The organism is Halomonas alkalicola, assembly GCF_030704205.1.
In the GTDB taxonomy this organism is placed as follows: domain Bacteria; phylum Pseudomonadota; class Gammaproteobacteria; order Pseudomonadales; family Halomonadaceae; genus Halomonas; species Halomonas alkalicola.
This window is the reverse complement of the sequence record NZ_CP131913.1, coordinates 1726752-1744997: the sequence shown is the minus strand read 5'-3', so window position 1 is coordinate 1744997 and position 18246 is coordinate 1726752. Positions and strand designations below refer to the sequence as shown.

12 protein-coding genes and 1 pseudogene are annotated in these 18246 nt (G+C 65.5%); 8 read left to right on the top strand and 5 right to left on the bottom strand.

Going from position 1 to position 18246, the window contains the following annotated elements; genetic code table 11:
- The first annotated feature begins 65 nt into the window (after nucleotides 1-65).
- From B6N23_RS08285 to B6N23_RS08255, 7 genes and pseudogenes are all read left to right on the top strand, one after another.
- The gene (locus B6N23_RS08285) at nucleotides 66-2330 is read left to right on the top strand and encodes an SNF2-related protein (protein WP_439649840.1); all 2265 of its coding nucleotides are present in this window, start codon (nucleotides 66-68) and stop codon (nucleotides 2328-2330) included.
- 318 nt (nucleotides 2331-2648) lie between these two features.
- On the top strand, nucleotides 2649-4427 hold the full coding sequence (mobH, locus tag B6N23_RS08280; protein WP_305503615.1) for a MobH family relaxase: 1779 nt from the start codon (nucleotides 2649-2651) through the stop codon (nucleotides 4425-4427).
- Entirely contained in the window at nucleotides 4424-5365 is a 942-nt protein-coding gene (locus B6N23_RS08275; protein WP_305503613.1) for a tyrosine-type recombinase/integrase, read from the top strand. The genes mobH and B6N23_RS08275 overlap by 4 nt, the downstream gene beginning before the upstream one ends.
- Before the next feature lie 234 nt (nucleotides 5366-5599).
- A pseudogene (locus B6N23_RS08270) lies at nucleotides 5600-5878 on the top strand (CNNM domain-containing protein); the annotation flags it as partial.
- 66 nt (nucleotides 5879-5944) lie between these two features.
- The gene (locus tag B6N23_RS08265) at nucleotides 5945-7201 is read left to right on the top strand and encodes an ISL3 family transposase (protein WP_103679974.1); all 1257 of its coding nucleotides are present in this window, start codon (nucleotides 5945-5947) and stop codon (nucleotides 7199-7201) included.
- 168 nt (nucleotides 7202-7369) lie between these two features.
- Nucleotides 7370-8368 carry an ectoine hydroxylase gene (gene thpD / locus B6N23_RS08260; protein WP_305503609.1) on the top strand — a complete coding sequence of 333 codons (999 nt, stop codon included), beginning with the start codon at nucleotides 7370-7372 and terminating at the stop codon, nucleotides 8366-8368.
- Between the two features lie 104 nt (nucleotides 8369-8472).
- On the top strand, nucleotides 8473-9138 hold the full coding sequence (locus B6N23_RS08255; protein WP_119023210.1) for a fumarylacetoacetate hydrolase family protein: 666 nt from the start codon (nucleotides 8473-8475) through the stop codon (nucleotides 9136-9138).
- A gap of 99 nt (nucleotides 9139-9237) precedes the next feature.
- On the opposite strand, the gene speA is transcribed toward B6N23_RS08255, so the two are convergent.
- From speA to B6N23_RS08240, 3 genes are all read right to left on the bottom strand, one after another.
- Nucleotides 9238-11154: a biosynthetic arginine decarboxylase gene (speA, locus tag B6N23_RS08250; RefSeq protein WP_439649843.1), complete on the bottom strand. Its 1917-nt coding sequence runs from the start codon at nucleotides 11152-11154 to the stop codon at nucleotides 9238-9240.
- A gap of 8 nt (nucleotides 11155-11162) precedes the next feature.
- Nucleotides 11163-12122: a homoserine kinase gene (locus B6N23_RS08245; RefSeq protein ID WP_305503604.1), complete on the bottom strand. Its 960-nt coding sequence runs from the start codon at nucleotides 12120-12122 to the stop codon at nucleotides 11163-11165.
- Nucleotides 12123-12246: 124 nt separating this feature from the next.
- Nucleotides 12247-12534, bottom strand: coding sequence for a DUF2782 domain-containing protein (locus B6N23_RS08240; RefSeq protein ID WP_305503602.1), 288 nt, complete (start codon nucleotides 12532-12534; stop codon nucleotides 12247-12249).
- Nucleotides 12535-12689: 155 nt separating this feature from the next.
- Between B6N23_RS08240 and polA the strand changes: the two genes are divergently transcribed.
- Nucleotides 12690-15449 carry a DNA polymerase I gene (gene polA / locus B6N23_RS08235; protein WP_305503600.1) on the top strand — a complete coding sequence of 920 codons (2760 nt, stop codon included), beginning with the start codon at nucleotides 12690-12692 and terminating at the stop codon, nucleotides 15447-15449.
- A gap of 112 nt (nucleotides 15450-15561) precedes the next feature.
- On the opposite strand, the gene B6N23_RS08230 is transcribed toward polA, so the two are convergent.
- Nucleotides 15562-16632 carry an ABC transporter ATP-binding protein gene (locus tag B6N23_RS08230; RefSeq protein ID WP_305503598.1) on the bottom strand — a complete coding sequence of 357 codons (1071 nt, stop codon included), beginning with the start codon at nucleotides 16630-16632 and terminating at the stop codon, nucleotides 15562-15564.
- Nucleotides 16632-18239: an ABC transporter permease gene (locus B6N23_RS08225; protein WP_305503596.1), complete on the bottom strand. Its 1608-nt coding sequence runs from the start codon at nucleotides 18237-18239 to the stop codon at nucleotides 16632-16634. Before B6N23_RS08225 ends, B6N23_RS08230 begins: the two co-directional genes overlap by 1 nt.
- Nucleotides 18240-18246: the final 7 nt, after the last annotated feature.

The following is an 18246-nucleotide window of genomic DNA, read 5'->3' as shown; positions in this document are numbered from 1 at the left end:
CGGGCCTTTCCAACCCGCCAGGGGAGGGGAGTGTCCGCCGTTTTCTTGTGCACAAGGAGACGGACATGAACGACATCATTCAGCTACCGGCGCCGGCCGGCATGGCGCAGTCTGGCGAGGCCTTCGGGCCTCAGGTGAACCTCAACGCCTTCGTGGAGGAGTTTGGCGATGGCCTGCTGGCCTCGCTCAATCGCTCCCATCCTCCGGTCTATGACGGCGAGGCCAACCCTCGTCGTCAGGCCATCATAGATGCCCTCAAGCGGGCGCCTTTCCCCGAGCAGGCCCAGGTGGTTCAGGCCATCTCAGCGCTGCTGCTCGACCGGCACGAGCCGGCGGGCATCATCAACGCCGAGATGGGCACCGGCAAGACCATGATGGCCATCGCCACGGCGGCGGTCTGTCATGCCGAGGGCTATCGGCGCTTCCTGGTGATCGCACCGCCCCACCTGGTCTACAAGTGGCGGCGGGAGATCCTGGAGACCGTCGATCAGGCCAGGGTCTGGGTACTGAACGGCCCGGACACCCTGGTCAAGCTGCTCAAACTCCGTGAGGCCCTGGACCAGCCGTCCGATGGGCGGCCGGAGTTCTTCATCCTGGGGCGTGTGCGCATGCGCATGGGCTTCCATTGGCGTCCCGCCGCGGCGCGCAAGCGCGTGCCGGGCGGTGAGCTGGCGGCATGCCCCCAGTGCGGTGGCACGGTGGTCGACTGGGACAACGAGGTGGTATCGCTGTCGCAGTTTCTCCGTGAGGAGCGGCGCCACAAGTGCCGGTACTGTCACAGCCCTCTCTGGACGCTGATGCGGCCACAGCGGGCGACGGGCAACCTGCAGCGCGACCTGGTGCTCAAGGCGCTGCGCAAGCTGCCCACCATCGGCAAGGTCTCCTCGGAGCGCCTGGTGCAGCAGTTTGGCGAGGAGTTCCTGGCCACGCTGCTGGGCGACAACATCCACGAGTTCATCAACCTCATGGATGAAAACGGCGAGCTGGTGTTCTCCGACCGGCAGGCGGCCCGCATGGAGCGCGCCATGGCCACGATGGAGTTCGGCTTCGGTGAAGGCGGCTATCAGCCGAGCGAGTTCATCAAGCGGCAGCTGCCGGATCACACCTTCGATCTGCTGATCGTGGACGAGGGCCATGAGTACAAGAACGCCGGGTCGGCCCAGGGCCAGGCCATGGGCGTGCTGGCCGCCAAGGCGCGCAAGTCGCTGCTGCTGACCGGCACCCTGATGGGCGGCTATGCCGACGACCTGTTCCACCTGCTGTTCCGCATCCTCACGCCGAAGATGCTCGAAGACGGCTATCGCCCCAACGGGCGCGGATCGATGGGGCCTGCGGCCATGTCGTTCCTGCGTGACCACGGGGTGTTGAAGGACATCTACACCGAGCGCGATTGCGATTCGCACAAGACAGCGCGAGGCAAGAAGCTGTCGGTGCGGACCGTCAAGGCCCCGGGCTTCGGCCCCAAGGGGATCATGCGCTACGTGCTGCCCTTCACCGTCTTCCTCAAGCTCAAAGACATCGGTGGCAACGTGTTGCCGCCCTACGATGAAGAGTTCATCGAAGTGCCGATGGACGACGAGCAGGCCTTTGCCTACCGGCGGCTCGAGGGGCAACTGACCGCCGAGCTCAGACAGGCGCTGGCACGCAAGGACACCACCCTGCTGGGCGTGGTGCTCAATGCGCTGCTGGCCTGGCCGGACTGCTGCTTCCGACCGGAGACGGTCAAGCATCCGCGCTCGGGCAGCCTGCTGGCGTTCGTGAAGAGCCTCTACGGCGAGCAGCAGCCGATGCCCAAGGAGCGCGAGCTGGTGGAGATCTGCCGGCGAGAGAAGGCGGAGGGTCGCAGGGTGCTGGTCTACACGACCTACACCGGCAAGCGCGATACCAGCAGCCGACTCAAGGCGGTGCTCACCCAGGCCGGCTTCAAGGTCGCGGTGCTGCGCTCCAGCGTGGAGACCCAGCGACGCGAGGACTGGATTGCCGATCAGGTCGACCGCGGTGTCGACGTGCTGATCACCAATCCGGACCTGGTGAAGACCGGGCTCGACCTGCTGGACTTCCCCACCATCGTCTTCATGCAGACGGGCTGGAACGTCTACACCCTGCAGCAGGCCGCTCGCCGCTCCTGGCGGATCGGCCAGCGGCAGTCGGTGAAGGTGCTCTACCTCGGCTATGCCGGATCGTCACAGATCGCCTGCCTGTCGCTGATGGCCAAGAAGATCGCAGTGGCCCAGAGCACGTCGGGAGACGTGCCCGAGTCGGGCCTGGATGCCCTCAATACGGACGGAGACTCCGTGGAGATGGCCCTGGCCAGACAGCTGGTCAGCTGACAGATACCCAACCCATGCCCCCTCTTCGGAGGGGGGTTTTTGTGGCTGCTGTAGGGAGTAACTAACTGATGCGACTTTGGTTGTAAGTTAGGTGATACAGATAAATTAAAAATCTTCTCATAAAGTATATGCGGATGTTCTCAATGAAATAAATTTCCTGATCAATACAATCATCTGCGCTTGGGTCGCATCCCATGGCTATTGCACCAGGGCAAGGAGTGCCCAGGGGTAAACCTCTCTCATCGCATTTAACGTTTCTGCTGGTGCCCGTCAGGGCCCAGCGTTGTGATGCACGGACTGCATCCAGAGGAGCGAGCATTGCGGATTCTCAACATTCTACGCGGCCGCCGCAGCGCGACCGACAGCGACAGCGTCCAGGATGACGCCGGATGGGAAAGCCCGCGTACCGGCGCGGAGCTTCTGGCCACTCCCTATCGACAGCAGCTGATCGTAGCGATTCAGGAAAGCACCTCGCTGACAGCGCCGGTGTTCGAGGCCTACGTCAAGGAGCCGCTGCAACGCTACGCCGAGCGTGTCCAGCTGCTGCCAGCCTCGGAATCTCACCACCATAGCTACCCGGGTGGAATGCTGGACCATGGCCTCGAGACCTGTGTGTTTGGCCTCAGGCTCCGACGACAGCACCTACTCCCTCCGAAGGAGTCGCCCGAAAAGCAGTCCTCTACCGGAGAGCTGTGGAGCGTGGCGGTCATCTATGCCTGCCTGCTGCACGATATCGCCAAGGTCATCGTCGACGTCGATATACACCTGAAATCCGGCCGAAGGTGGTGCCTGTGGGAGGGCATCATTCCCGACCAGTATCGCGTTCGCTATATCAGGGGGCGAGATTACTTCCTTCACGCTGCGGCCAACCCGCTCTTGTGCAAGGAGGTGATAGGCAATGCCGGGCTCGAGTGGCTGAGAAGCCAGCCGGAGCTGTTTGGACTGGTGATGTACGCCATCAGTGGGCACGCGGAACGCTCCGGGGTGATCGGAGAAATCGTCAGCCAGGCCGACAGGGCCAGCGTGGCCAAGTCGCTGGGTGGCAAGGTTTCCAATATCGACAAGGCACCCCGGGAATCCCTGCAGAGCAAGCTCAAAGGTGCCATCCGCCACATCGCCACAGAAAAGATCCGCCTGAATGAAAAAGGCGCTCAGGGGTTTGTCACTCCCGAGGCGCTGTGGCTGGTGACGCCACTGGTACCACGAGAGATCAAGAGCTACCTGCTTTCCCATGGCATAGAGGGTGTGCCAGCCAATGAGTCTCGCCTCTATGACGAAATGCAGTCCCATGGCCTGATTATAGAGAATCCAGAGGGGCGTTCGGTCTGGAAGTGCAGGGTCGAGGTGGGAGAGTGGCGGACCGATCTTTCCATGCTCAAGGTTCATAAATCGCTCGTTTGGAGCGGTGATGAGGAGCCTGAGATTTTCTCGGGGAGTGTCGAGACCATTGACGTCGGTGAGAGTGGTGAAGGTAGTCAGCCAGCTAGGCAACAGCGTAAAGATCAGGAGCCAGGTGACAAGCCTGCGACTCCAGAAACTTCAAGTGAGCTGACTGAGTCGAGTCGCACCGAGGAAGTCCAGGATGATCTGGAAGCCTCCATTCTTGATATTGCAACAGGCGGTGATGAGAAAGCAGCGCCAGGTTTGGAGCGGCAGCCATGTAAACCTGATACGGGTGCCGAGAAGCTTACGGGCCAGGCATCGCCTGGACAGTCATCATCCGGGGAAGACTTTCTCGCCTGGCTGCGAGGCGGGTTGAAAACCCACCAGATATTGATGAACGACTCCAAGGCTCTGGTGCATGCCGTGGATGGGATGTTGATGGTGATCAGCCCCAAGGTGTTCAAGCGCTATTGTCAGGAGGTGAGCGGAGAAGAGAAAGGCTGGAAAGAAGTTCAGGATTCATTCCAGAAGCTGAAGCTGCACAAGAAAAACAAGGATGGCGGAAGTTTTCACAAGGTAAGGGTGGTAGGTCCAAACAAGAAGTCGAGCACGCTTTCTGGGTATCTTGTGGGTAAGGATGACCTGATGGAGGAGGGTAAGGAGGTTTTTGATAACCCCTTTATTGACCTGATTGATGGGAAGCCTGAAGAATGAAAACATTTACCTTTGACGACTTGCTGCAATCCTATTTTTCTGAGCGCTGGCTGACCGAAAGAAGCCGGATTTCCTATAGCGTTCCGGTGAAGCTATTCCGGAGATTCGTGGGTCAGGATAAGCTGCCTGCGGAGGTGTCCCGTGATGATGTCAGGGAGTGGAGGGAGTTCTGCTTCTCGGAGGAGGGTAGAAACCTCGCACACTCAAGTTGGAATAACTACTGCCGGCACAACCGAATCCTCTTCAAGCATGCGATCGATCACGCCTTGATCGACATCTCGTTCAATCCTTTTGCCAAGATGGAGGTCAGCTCTCCCAAAAAGAGAAAGAAGACCCTTAGCAAGCGGCAGGTCGAAATGGCACGTGAAGCTATTGGCCTGTATAAAAAGATGGAGTGGTACCGAAAAAAGCCCTCAGTACTTCACCCTGTCTGGTTTTGGGAGATCGTGTTCGAGACGTTCTACCATACGGGCATCCGTCTGACTCAGCTGTTGCTGATGAAGCCTGAGGATATCAACCTTAAAAGTCGTGTGCTCACCGCTACCTGGCAGGGGGCCAAGAACAACCGCGAACACTTTGTCCCTATCTCCAATGCTCTCTACCCGCACCTGGAGAACTTGATGAACTCGGCCAAGATGGTGGGTATCCAGCGTGGCGAGCAGCTCTTCAATGTAAACCGATTCAGCGTTCGGCACCGAATGGAGACGATGGACTCCTGGCAGGTGGAGAGCTTCTATCAGAAGCTCTCCCAGATTTGCGGCTACCAGATGAGTCCACACCGATTCCGGCATACCCTGGGCACTGAGTTGATGAAGGAACCGGATCGCAACCTACACATCGTCAAGGCGCTGCTTGGCCACAGCAACATCAGCACGACGCTGGAGTACGTCGAGGTCGACATCGGTAGCTTGCGCAGCGCCCTGGAGGGACGAGTTTAGTCTGCACCCGACCCTCAACGGGCACCTGCAACTGAACCACGAGCGGTGTGGGGGCCGCATGCGCTTGGGCACCTTCACTGCTCAACCATTAGCCATTCGATGTGCCAATATCCGGCGTTGGCAGTTTCGGCCTGGCGGATAATGCGTGGTCCGAGAAGGCGCCTTGGCAGATCGCCATTGACAGCGCCGCGGTAATTCCGTATATAGCGGGAACAGCCCTTTCAGCGAGCCCTCATGATTCTCCTTGCAGCGATCGTCGTTGCGTCACTTGCCGTATCGTTCCTGTGTTCTGTACTTGAAGCGGCACTGCTCTCGCTCACGCCGAGCTATATTGCCCAGCTCAAAGAAGACCGCCCTACCGTCCATGCAGCGCTCGCGGCACTTAAAGCCAATATCGACCGACCACTGGCCGCTATTCTAACGCTCAACACCATCGCACATACGGTTGGCGCCACCGGCGTCGGAGCTCAGGTGGCGGTAATATTCGGAGAGCCTTACATAGGCTCTTCGTCGTTGGGTGTGGAATTCGCCCCCTGAGCTGGGCCAGGATATGGCCTCCACGACGACAGGAGGTATGGCATGGACGGCACCCAGATTCTGACCCTCGGCTTGGGCCTGCAAGCGCCCTGGATCCTCAAGGATCAGCACCTGGATACTTCCGTATCGCCCCATCGGCTGGATCTCTACGTCGAGGCCGAGCGAGGCAGCCTCTACCCCTGCCCTGAGTGCGGCCAGGCCTGTCCGGCTCACGATTTCGCCGACAAGACCTGGCGGCACCTGAATTTCTTCCAGCATCACTGCTACCTGCACGCCCGCGTGCCTCGCACCAAGTGCCCTGAGCATGGCGTCAAGCGCATCGAGGTGCCCTGGGCGCGGCCGGGCAGCGACTTCACCCTGCTGTTCGAGCAGGCCGCCATGTCGCTGGTCAAGGAGATGCCGGTGCTGGCCGTCTCCCGGCAGCTGGAGATCTCTGACAAGCGACTGTGGCGCATCGTCCACCACTACGTTGGCCGCATGCTCGGGGAGCTGGATTTGAGCAACGTAGCCACCGTCGGCGTCGACGAAACCGCGTCCCGGCGCGGCCAGCGCTACGTGACGGTGTTTCTCGACATGCAGCGCAAGCGGGAGCCGGTGATCTTTGCCGTCCCAGGCCACGGCAAGGAAGCCATCGAGGCCTTCAGCGCCTTCCTGGCGGCGCATGGCGGCGACCCGGACAACGTGGTCGAGGTCGTGTGCGACATGTCAAACGCCTTCCTCAGCGGCGTGGCCGAGCATCTTCCCAAGGCCGAGGTCACGGTCGACTGGTTTCATATCGTGCAGACCTTCACCAAGCGGCTGGACGAGGTGCGCAAGAAGGAGCGCCGGGAGCAGGGACACCCCAAGTCGCTGCGCTGGGCCCTGCTGAAGAGCCTGGACAACGAGAACCTGACACCCAAGCAGCTGGCATCGCTCCAGGAGCTGGTGGCCGATCAGAGCGCCACGTCCGATGCCTGGGTGATCAAGGAAAAGCTGCGCTGGATCCAGAAGGCCCCGACGCCGCGAGCGGCTCGGTGGCGCATCACGAACTACCTTAAGGTCATGAAGGCGGCGGTCTCCGAGAAGCCACTGCTGAAGCCGATGGGGAAGGCCCTGGCGACGCTGGAGCGCCACGCCGACGCGGTGGTCAGGCGCTGGATCTCGGGACTGACGAACGCACGACTGGAGGGCATGAACGGTCTGTTCCAGGCGGCTCGGTCACGCGCACGCGGCTACCGGAACGAGGTCAATTTCATCGCCATGATCTACCTGATTGGCAGCCCGGTGGGACGCCTGCTCGACCAGGCCAAATCCACGTGAAACGACGAAGAACCGTTTTTTGTTGCTTGGGCGGCGGCCTCGCCGGCCTTGAAACCCGCCTGTGCCACCCCGATATTTCCTGTCGCGATTCCGCCCGGGGTCGCCCGCGGCGCCCTCGCCGTCGGAATGCTTGCTGAAACTGATCACGGATTCACAGGAGGTGATTGCATGTCAGTCAGGACGTCTGACCATACGCTGCACGATACCGTTACTCCCCAGGCTGTTGTCGACTCGCCTGACCCCCAGAGCCGGGTCAGGAGCGCGCCGCGCCCGGGGCAGGACCCCTATCCCACGCGCCTGAGCGAGCCCCTGGACATGCCCTGGCTCAACCGCCGTGAAGCGGTGGTCAAGGGGCGCGCCGACCAGGGCCCGCTGAGCCAGGCCCAGCTCGAGGAGTTCGACCGCAAGGGCTTCCTCTTCGAGCCCGAGTTCATCCGCGGCGAGGAACTCGACGCCCTGCGTCGTGAGCTTTCCGCGCTGCTGGAGAACCCCGAGTATCGCGGCCGCGACTTCAGCATTACCGAGCCCTCCGGCAGTGCCATCCGCTCGCTGTTCGCGGTGCACTTCCTCTCCGAGCGGCTCGGGCGGCTGGCCCGGGATCCTCGCCTGGTGGGACGGGCCCGCCAGATTCTCGGTGGCGAGCCCTACGTTCACCAGTCGCGGATCAACTACAAGCCGGGCTTCGAGGGTAAGGGCTTCGACTGGCACTCCGACTTCGAGACCTGGCACGCCGAGGATGGCATGCCCGCCATGCATGCGCTGAGCGCCTCCATCGTGCTCACCGACAACCACGCCTTCAACGGTCCGCTGATGCTGATCCCCGGCTCCCACCGAGTCTTCGTGCCCTGCCTGGGCGAGACGCCCGACGACAACCATCGCCAGTCCCTGAAGCGGCAGGCGCTCGGCGTGCCGGGCCACGAGGCGCTTGCCGCCCTGGCCGAGCGTCACGGCATCGAGGCGCCCACCGGAGCCGCCGGCGGGCTGCTGCTGTTCGACTGCAACGTTTTGCACGGCTCCAACGCCAACATGTCGCCGGACCCGAGAAGCAACGTCTTCTTCGTCTACAACCGCCGCGACAACCGCTGCGTGGCGCCTTTTGCCGCGCCGCGGCGTCGCCCGAGCTTCCTGGCCCACGGCCCGGACGAGGCCTGGTCCCCGGCGGGGTAGGGGGGCCGTGGAGCCAGCGGTAGTGGTACGCGGCGCCTGGTGCGGTAGACTGTATGGCTTGTCGCCGAGATGCGGCACGCATAATGAGAAGGAGAAGACCCGCCATGCGCTTTGTTCCACGTTTCACCGATGGCCAGGAGTTTCCCCACGCGCTCGGCAAGATCGTCTGCGTCGGCCGCAACTACGCCGATCATGCCCGGGAGCTCGACAATCCGGTGCCCAGCGAGCCGCTGCTGTTCATCAAGCCGGCGACCTGTGCCGTGCCGCTGGAGGAGCCCATCGAGGCGCCCTTCTCCCGGGGCGAGGTGCATTACGAGACCGAGCTGGCGCTGCTGGTCGGCGAGGAGCTCTCCCACGCCACTGCCGATGAGGCCGAGCGCGCCATCGTCGGGATCGGCCTTGGGCTGGACCTGACCCTGCGCGACCTGCAGACCCGCCTCAAGGAGAAGGGGCATCCCTGGGAGGTCTCCAAGGCCTTCGACGGGGCCTGCCCGCTCTCCACTTTCCTGCCGCTCTCTCAGGTGCCCAACTGGAGTGCGCTGACCTTCACCCTCGAGATCGACGGTGAGCTGCGCCAGCGTGGGGAGGGGGCCGACATGCTGTTCCCGGTCGCCACCCTGGTGGCGGAGATGAGCCGCCACTTCACCCTGCTGCCGGGCGATGTGGTGCTCACCGGCACCCCGGCCGGCGTGGGCCCGCTGCCCCGCGGCGCCGAGCTGCACTTCACCCTGACCGGCGGCCTGGAGTTCACCACCCGCGTCGTGGAGTGAGCTTGCCGCACCCCCGATAGCGCACGGCAGTCGTGCAATAGGAAGACGCCCCGCGGCCTGGCCGCGGGGCGTCTTCGTCTGGCGGGGCAGGAGAGCGCGCTACTCGAGGTAGGTATAGCCCGCCAGGCCCTCGGAGAGGTCGTCGAGGAAGCGCTGCTGCTCGGCCTCCTCGAGGCCGCTGGCGGCGAGCTGGTCGGCCAGGTGGCGGCGCAGCACCTCGGCATCGAAGTTGACGTAGCTCAGCACGTCGGCGACTCGGTCGCCCTGCTGGATATGGCTCAGGGTCCAGCTGCCGTCCTCGGCCAGGGTCGCATCCACCGAGTCGGTGTCGCCGAACAGGTTGTGAAGGTCGCCGAGGATCTCCTGATAGGCGCCCACCAGGAAGAACCCCAGCAGCTGCTCCTCGCCCTCCTGCCACTCGGGCAGCGGCAGGGTGGTCTCCACGCCCTGGCCGTCCACGTAGCCGTCGATGCGTCCGTCGGAGTCGCAGGTGATGTCCTGGATCACCCCGCGGCGCACCGGCTCCTGGTCGAGGCCGGTCAGCGGCAGCACCGGGAAGATCTGCTGGATGCCCCAGACGTCAGGCACCGACTGGAACAGCGAGAAGTTGACGAACAGCTTGTCGGCCAGCTTCTCGGCCAGCTCGTCGGCGATCTCGCGGTGGGCACGATTGCGGGTGTCGAGGCGGGCGCGCAGCCTCGCGCAGGCGGCGAAGTAGACCGCCTCGCCCTCGCCCTCGGCGCGGGCGTTGATGTCGGTCATGCCGATCACGAAGCGCTCGTGCAGCTCGCCCATGGCCTGGACCAGGTCGTGCCAGGCTTCCACCAGGCCGCGTGGCTCCATCTGGGCATGCAGCAGGTCATGCACTCGCCACAGCTCGTCGACCTGGGGGTCGCCCTCGACGCGGCGTTCGGGGGCCTGCTCGCTGACCCGCTCCTCGCCGATCACGTTGGTGATCAGCACCGCATGGTGGGCGGTCAGGGCGCGGCCGGATTCGCTGATCAGGTGCGGCTCGGGCAGCCCCTGTTCCTGGCAGGCCTGGCGGAAGGCGTAGACCACGTTGCGGGCGTACTCGAGCATCGAGTAGTTGGCGGAGCAGAAGCTGCGCGAGCGGGTGCCCTCGTAGTCGACGCCGAGGCCCCCGCCCACGTCCACGGTATCCACCGGGGCGCCCAGCTCCACCAGGCTCTGGTAGAAGCGGGCGCACTCGCGCAGCCCGCCCTGGATGTCGCGGATATTGGCGATCTGGGAGCCCAGGTGGAAGTGCACCAGCTGCAGGCTGGCCAGGGCGTCGGCCTCGCGCAGCTGCTCCACCACGGCCAGGATCTGGCTGGCGGTGAGGCCGAACTTGGACTTCTCGCCGCCGGTGTTCTGCCAGCGGCCGCGGCCCACGGTGGCCAGGCGCGCGCGCAGGCCGATGCGCGGCTTGACCCCGAGCTCGGCGGCCTCCTCGAGGATCAGCGGCAGCTCGGAGAGCTTCTCCACCACCAGGTAGACGCGGTGGCCGAGTTTCTCGCCCATCAGCGCCAGGCGAATGTACTCGCGGTCCTTGTAGCCGTTGCAGACGATCAGCGAGGGGCCGTCGCCGGAGAGCGCCAGCACGGCGAGCAGCTCGGGCTTGCTGCCGGCCTCAAGGCCCACCCGGTCGCGACCGCGCTCGGGGGTGGCGAGAATCTCCTCCACCACGCGGCGCTGCTGGTTGACCTTGATCGGGTAGACGGCGGTATAGCCGCCGCCGAACTCCTCCTCGGCCATGGCGGTGTCGAAGGCGGCGCACAGCTGCTCGACCCGGTCGTGGAGGATATCGATGAAGCGCACCAGCACCGGCAGGCGCAGGCCGGCGGTCTTCAGCTCGGCCACCAGGTCGTCCAGCGGCAGGGCCGGGCCCTCGATCTCGCTGCCCAGGGGGCGCACCAGGGCGTGCCCGGAGTCGTCCACGTCATAGTAGCCGCTGCCCCACTGGTCGATGTTCCAGACGCGCCGCGCGCGCTTCGCCGGGCTGCCGGCACTGGCCATGGAGAGACTCATGCATTCACCTCCGGGAGGGGAAGGGCGCCATGTGCCAGGCGCGCCTTGAGGATGGTGCGGAACTGTTCGGGGTCGTGGGGGGTGAGGTCATGGGCCGGCGGATCCACGTAGACCACCAGCAGCCTCGAGAGCCAGTAGCGCAGCGCGGTCATGCGCAGCATCATCGGCCACGCCTCGCGCTCGGCCGCGGTGAGCGGTCGGCGCGCCTGATAGGCGCCGAGAATGGCGTCATGGCGCTCGACGTCGAGGCGGCCGTCGGCCTCGGTGGCCCAGTCGTTTATCACGATGGCCAGGTCGAACAGCAGATCCCCGGTGCAGCCGTTGTAGAAGTCGATGATGCCGCCCAGGCGGTCACCCTCGTAGAGGGTGTTGTCGCGGAAGAGATCGCCGTGCAGGGCCCCCTGGGGCAGCTCGGGGCCGTTGCCGAAGGCCTCCTGGTAGATATCCACCTCATCCTTCATCAGGGCCTGGTCCTCCGGCGAGAGATAGACCAGCACCTTGTGGTGCATGGGCAGCAGCCAGTGGAGATCCCGCGGGTTGGGGCGGTGGCCGGGGAAGTGCTGCGACACCCTGTGCATATGGCCCAGAGCATCGCCCAGGGCCGCACACTGCGCCAGGTTGGGCGCCTTGGGATGTCGGCCGGGCAGGCGCGGGAAGAGCAGCGCCGGCTTGCCGGCCAGGCGGTGCAGCGCCACGCCCTCCCGGTCGTGCAGCGGGCCCGGCACCGGCAGGCGGTGCTCGTCGAGGTAGTCGAGCAGGTCGACGAAGAAGGGCAGCTCGCCGAACTCGCCCTGCTCGAACAGGGTCAGCACCAGCTCACGCTGGTCGGTGGTGACGAAGAAGGTGCTGTTCTCGGTGCCGGCGGGCACCCCTTCCAGGGAGACCAGCGAGCCAGCGTCGAAGCGTGCCAGAAAGTCCGCGACCTGGGTCTCGGTAAGCGGTGTGAATACGGCCATGTGTCTCTCACCCGGGAATGCCAAGCGGCCTATTGTAGCGACTTGGCAGTGTGATGCACGCGTCCGGATTCGGGGAGGGACGATTGATGGTGATCGAGCGGCTCGGGCTGCTCCGGCTGGCGGGTCAGAAGGTCCGCAGGATCCACTGCGGGACGGCGATGCGGTCGCCATCCTGGCGCTCGAAGTTGCCGTCGCCGTCGTGGTCCACCAGGTAGTAGGAGGGGCCGCGGGAAGGCCGAATCTCGATGGCGTAGAGCTCGCCGTTGATGCGGTACTCGCGGATGGTGCGATCCTCATCCTGGCGGATGGTGATGTCCGGCTCAAGGTCGGCGGAGGACTGGGCCAGGGCAGGGCCGGTGGCGATCAGCGAAAGCCCCAGCAGCAGGGCGATGAGGGTGCGTGTCACGAGCATGGTGGCCTCCGGGCTGCCTGGGGCAGTATCGAGGGGAGATACCCGCAGTGTAAGGCGCCCGGCGCACGCTGCCCACTACCCGCGGAAAAACGCTCCGGCAATGCGTATCATGGGTGATCAGGATCACTTTCCGCCCAGCTTGAATGGATGCCTCCATGGCCGATACCCCCATCGTACTCGTCGACGGTTCTTCCTACCTCTACCGCGCCTTTCACGCCCTCCCGCCGCTGACCACCTCCAACGGCCAGCCCACCGGGGCCATCAAGGGCGTGCTCAACATGCTCAAGCGGCTGATCAAGGACTACCCGGACAGTCCCATGGCGGTGGTCTTCGACGCGCCGGGCAAGACCTTCCGGGACGAACTGTTCGCCGAGTACAAGTCCCATCGCCCTCCGATGCCCGACGACCTGCGCTCCCAGGTGGCGCCGCTGCATCAGTGCGTCAAGGCGCTGGGGCTGCCGCTGTTGTGCATCGAGGGAGTGGAGGCGGACGACGTCATCGGCACCCTGGCCCGCCGGGCCACCGAGGCGGGGCGCGACGCCGTGATCTCCACCGGCGACAAGGACATGGCCCAGCTGGTCAACGCCCATATCACCCTGGTCAACACCATGAAGGACGAGACCCTGGACGTGGCCGGGGTGGAGGAGAAGTTCGGGCTGCCGCCCGAGCTGATCATCGACCTGCTGGCGCTGATGGGCGACAAGGTCGACAACATTCCCGGCGTGCCCGGCGTGGGCGAGAAGACCGCGCTGGGCCTACTGCAAGGCATGGAGGGCGGCCTAGAGACCATCTATGCCGATCTCGAGAAGGTCAAGACGCTGGATTTCCGCGGCGCCAAGACGCTGCCGAAGAAGCTCGAGGAGCACCGCGACCAGGCCTTCCTCTCCTACCGGCTGGCCACCATCAAGACCGACTGCGAGCTGCCCGTCGGCCTCGACGATCTCGATATCGCCCACCCGGATCGCGAGGCGCTCCTCGAGCTCTACCGCGAGTACGAGTTCAAGGCGTGGCTCGCCGAGCTGCTGGAGGGCAGCGACAGCGGCGTCGATGATGCCGCCGGCGGCACGCCGACCCCTGCCGATGCCGACGCTCCCCCCTGTAGCGATGCCCGGGAGGACCAGATGATCCTCGAACAGGCCGACCTCGACGCCTGGCTTGCGCGCCTGCAGGCGGCCGAGGCCTTCTGCTTCGACCTGGAGACCACCAGCCTCAACTACATGGAGGCGCAGATCGTCGGGGTGGGGCTGGCGCTTCAGGCGGGGGAGGCGGCCTATATCCCGCTCGCCCACGACTACCTGGACGCCCCCGCGCAGCTCGACCGCGACGCGGTGCTCGCTGCCCTAAAGCCGCTGCTGGAGGATGCCGGCAAGACCAAGATCGGCCAGAACCTCAAGTACGACATCTCGGTGCTGGCGAGCCACGGCATCACGGTGGCAGGGCCCCTGGAGGACACCATGCTGGAGTCCTACGTGCTGGACTCCACCGCCACCCGCCACGACATGGACTCCCTGGCGCTGAAGTACCTCGGCGAGAAGACCGTCTCCTTCGAGGAGATCGCCGGCAAGGGGGCCAAGCAGCTCACCTTCAATCAGATCGCCCTGGAGCAGGCGGCCCCCTACGCCTGCGAGGACGTCGACATCACCCTGCGCCTGCACGGCGAGCTGCGCCCGCGCCTCGCGGCCACCGGGCGCCTGGCCGAGGTACTGGAAGAGATCGAGCTGCCGCTGGTGCCGGTGCTGTCGCGCATGGAGCGCACCGGCGTGGCGCTGGACCCGCAGCGCCTCGATGCCCAGAGCCGCGAGCTCGAGGTGCGCATCCGCGAGCTGGAGGCCCGCGCTCATGAGCTTGCCGGGCGCGAGTTCAACCTGGGCTCCCCCAAGCAGCTCGGCCAGATCCTCTTCGAGGAGCAGAAGATCCCGGTGATCAAGAAGACCCCCAAGGGGGCGCCCTCCACCGCGGAAGCCGTGCTGGAGGAGCTGGCGCTGGACTACCCGCTGCCCAAGGTGATCATGGAGCACCGGGGACTCGCCAAGCTCAAGTCCACCTACACCGACAAGCTGCCGCGGCTGGTCAACAAGGGAACCGGGCGGCTGCACACCAGCTACCACCAGGCGGTCACCGCCACCGGGCGGCTCTCCTCCAGCGACCCCAACCTGCAGAACATCCCGATTCGCACCGAGGAGGGGCGCAAGATCCGCCAGGCCTTTATCGCCCGGCCCGGCTACCGCATCGTCGCCGCGGACTACTCCCAGATCGAGCTGCGCATCATGGCGCACCTATCCGAGGACAGGGGGCTGCTCGACGCCTTCGCCGAGGGGCGCGATATCCATGCCGCCACCGCGGCGGAGGTGTTCGGCGTGCCCCTGGAGAAGGTCTCGGGGGACCAGCGGCGCAGCGCCAAGGCGATCAACTTTGGCCTGATCTACGGCATGAGCGCCTGGGGCCTGGGCCGCCAGCTGCATATCGAGCGCAATCAGGCCCAGACCTGGATCGAGCGCTACTTCGACCGCTACCCGGGGGTGGCACGCTACATGGAGCGCATCCGCACCCAGGCGGCGGAGGATGGCTTCGTCGAGACGGTGTTCGGCCGGCGCCTCTACCTGCCGGAGATCCACTCCCAGAACCGCGCCCGCCGCCAGGGGGCCGAACGCACCGCGATCAACGCCCCCATGCAGGGCACCGCCGCGGACATCATCAAGCGCGCCATGATCGACGTGGACGCCTGGCTGCAGGCCGGCGAGATGGACGCCTGGATGGTGATGCAGGTCCACGATGAACTGGTGTTCGAGGTGGCGGAGGCGCAGGTGGAGGCCTTCATCGAGCAGGTGAAGGGGCGCATGCAGGGCGCCGCCGAGCTCAGCGTGCCGCTGATCGTCGAGGCGGAGAGTGGGGCCAATTGGGACGAGGCCCACTGACTCTCCCTCATAACGCAAATCTCGCCTTTTCCTGTCTACTGACTGGAAGCCATAGCAAGAACGCCACCGCGGCTGCGGTGGCGTTCCTGTTTAGACGGTCGGTGCTACTTGGCTAGTCCCTGAGCACCGTGGCGGTGCGCTGGGGCTCCAGGCTGACCTGCTCGCCCACCTTCCACAGGCTGTGGCTGGGAGTGATGGCGCAGAAGTGCTGGCCGTGCTGCTCCAGCAGGTAGAAGCAGTCGTGACCGCGGAACTCGCGCTCGACGATGGTGGCACCCTGGCCGTCCGGGGCGGCGGAGAGCGCCAGGTACTCCGGGCGCAGCGAGAGGCGCACCGGGCCGCGGCAGTGGCTGTCGATGGCCACCGGGCCGAGTGCGGTGCGGGCGATCTCGCCGTCGGCCTCGCCCTCCAGCAGGTTGGTATGTCCGAGGAACTCCGCCACGAAGGAGGTGGCCGGTGCCTGGTAGATCCGCTCCGGGCGGTCCATCTGGATCAGCTGGCCATAGTGCATCACCCCCACCTGGTCGGCGAAGGAGAGCGCCTCGGCCTGGTCGTGGGTGACCAGGATCACCGAGGTGCCGGCGGCCTTGAACAGCCGGCGCACCTCCTTGCGGGTCGATTCGCGCAGGGCGGCGTCCAGGTTGGAAAAGGGCTCGTCGAGCAGCACCAGCTCGGGCTCGGCGGCGAGCGTGCGGGCGAGTGCCACGCGCTGCTGCTGGCCGCCGGAGAGCTGGTCTGGCATGCGCGCGGCAAGATCCGCCAGCCCCACCAGGTCGAGCCACTCCCGGGACTTGGCGGCCCGCTTGGCTTTGGGCACGTGGCGCATGGCGAAGGCGACGTTCTCGCCCAGGCTCATGTGCGGGAAGAGGGCGTAGTCCTGGAAGACGATGCCGATGCGGCGCTGCTGGGGCGGCAGGGGGGTGACGTCCTCGCCGCGCAGCAGGATCTCGCCGGCATCGGGGTGCTCGAAGCCGGCGATCATGCGCAGCGTGGTGGTCTTGCCGCAGCCGCTGGGGCCGAGCAGGGCGAGGATCTCGCCGTTGTCCAGGGAGAAGCTCACGTCCTCCACCGCCAGCGGGTCCTGGCGGCGATAGCGCTTGTGCAGCCCGCCCACCGAGAGCAGCGGCTCGGGCAGCCGGGTCGGCGCTCCCTGAGGAGCGGCCTTGAGGTTGAGGTTGGACATCATTTGCCCTCCTTGGTGAGCAAGAGGCCCACGGACAGGCTGGAGAACACCACGATGGCGGCGGCGAACGGTGCCGCCTCGGCCAGCATGCCTTCCGAGGTGCGGGTAAAGACGGTGACCGCCAGGGTCGTGTAGCCGGTAGGGGCCAGCAGGAAGGTGATCGGCAGCTCCTTCATGCACAGCACGAAGACCAGTACCACGCCGGCCAGGATGCCGCGGCGCAGGCGGGGGAAGATCACGTTGACGAAGGTGCTGACGGGGCCGTGGCCCAGGGAGTGGGCGGCCTCCTCCATGCTCGGCCGGGTCTGCAGCAGGGCGCTGCGGATCGGCCCCAGGGCCAGCGCCAGCGAGGCCATGGCCCAGGTGATGATCAGCATCGCCAGGGTCTGGTAGAGGAAGGGCACCGCGCGCAGCGAGAAGAACACCATGGCCAGCGCCAGCGCCAGGGGCGGCAGGGCGTAGCCGATATAGGCGGAGCGCTCCACCAGGGTCGCAAAGGGCGAGCGGTAGCGCACCGTCAGGAAGGCGATGGGCAGGGCGAAGGCCGCGGCCAGCAGGGCGGCCGGCAGGGCGGCACCGGCGGAGCGCAGCAGGGTGCCAGGCACCCGGGCGAAGAAGGAGAGATCCGGCGGTGCCAGCAGCAGCCAGTAGGCCAGGATCATCACCGGCAGGCCGATGGATGCGGTGAACAGCGCGACCAGATAGGGCCAGGCCAGGAAGCGTGCCCGGCCGAGCCGCTGGGGCGTCATCGGGCGCGCGACGCCGGTGCCGATGCGCGCCAGCTTGCGCTTCACCACCAGGCTGTCGAGCATCACGAAGCAGGTGGCCAGTGCCAGCAGCATCAGCGCCAGCCAGGCGGCATAGACGCGATCGAAGGCGCCGGAGTACTGGGTGTAGATGGCGTAGCTGAAGGCCTCGTAGCGCATCAGCGCCACGGCGCCGAAGTCGCCCAGCACGTAGAGGGTGATCACCAGCCAGCCGGCCATCAGCGCCGGCATCAGGTGGGGCAGGGTCACCCGGCGGAAGATCTCGCCCTGGGTGTAGCCCAGGCTGCGTGCGCTCTCCTCGAGGTTGCCATCGAGGCCCGCCAGGGCGGCGCGCAGGTTCAGGAACAGGTAGGGGAAGGTATAGAGCGACAGCGCCAGGGTCGCGCCCCAGTAGCCCTGCAGGCGCGGCAGCTGAAAGCCGGTGAGCTGGGCCAGCACCCCGTAGTTGCCCCCCAGGCCGATCAGCGCGTAGGCCATCACGTAGCCCGGCACCGCGAGCGGGATCACGCCGAGAATGGTCAGGGTCTTCTTGAAGCGGATATCGGTGCGGGTCACCAGCCAGGCCAGCGGGAAGGCCATCAGGGTGGTCAGCGCCACTACCCCCGCGGCCAGGGCCAGGGTGTTGAGCAGCAGCTGCAGGTTGCGAGGGCGGAAGACCAGGTCGATGAGGGTGGCACTGTCGGCCTCGAACGCACGCAGCCCCAGGTAGACCAGGGGCACCAGCATCACACCCGCCGCGATCAGCGAGGGCAGCAGGATATGCAGCGGAACGCCGCGTGGCAGCAGCCGGGGCAGGCCCGGAGCGCGGTGCGGCGTGGCGGAGTGACGTAGCTGGGTCATCGTGCCT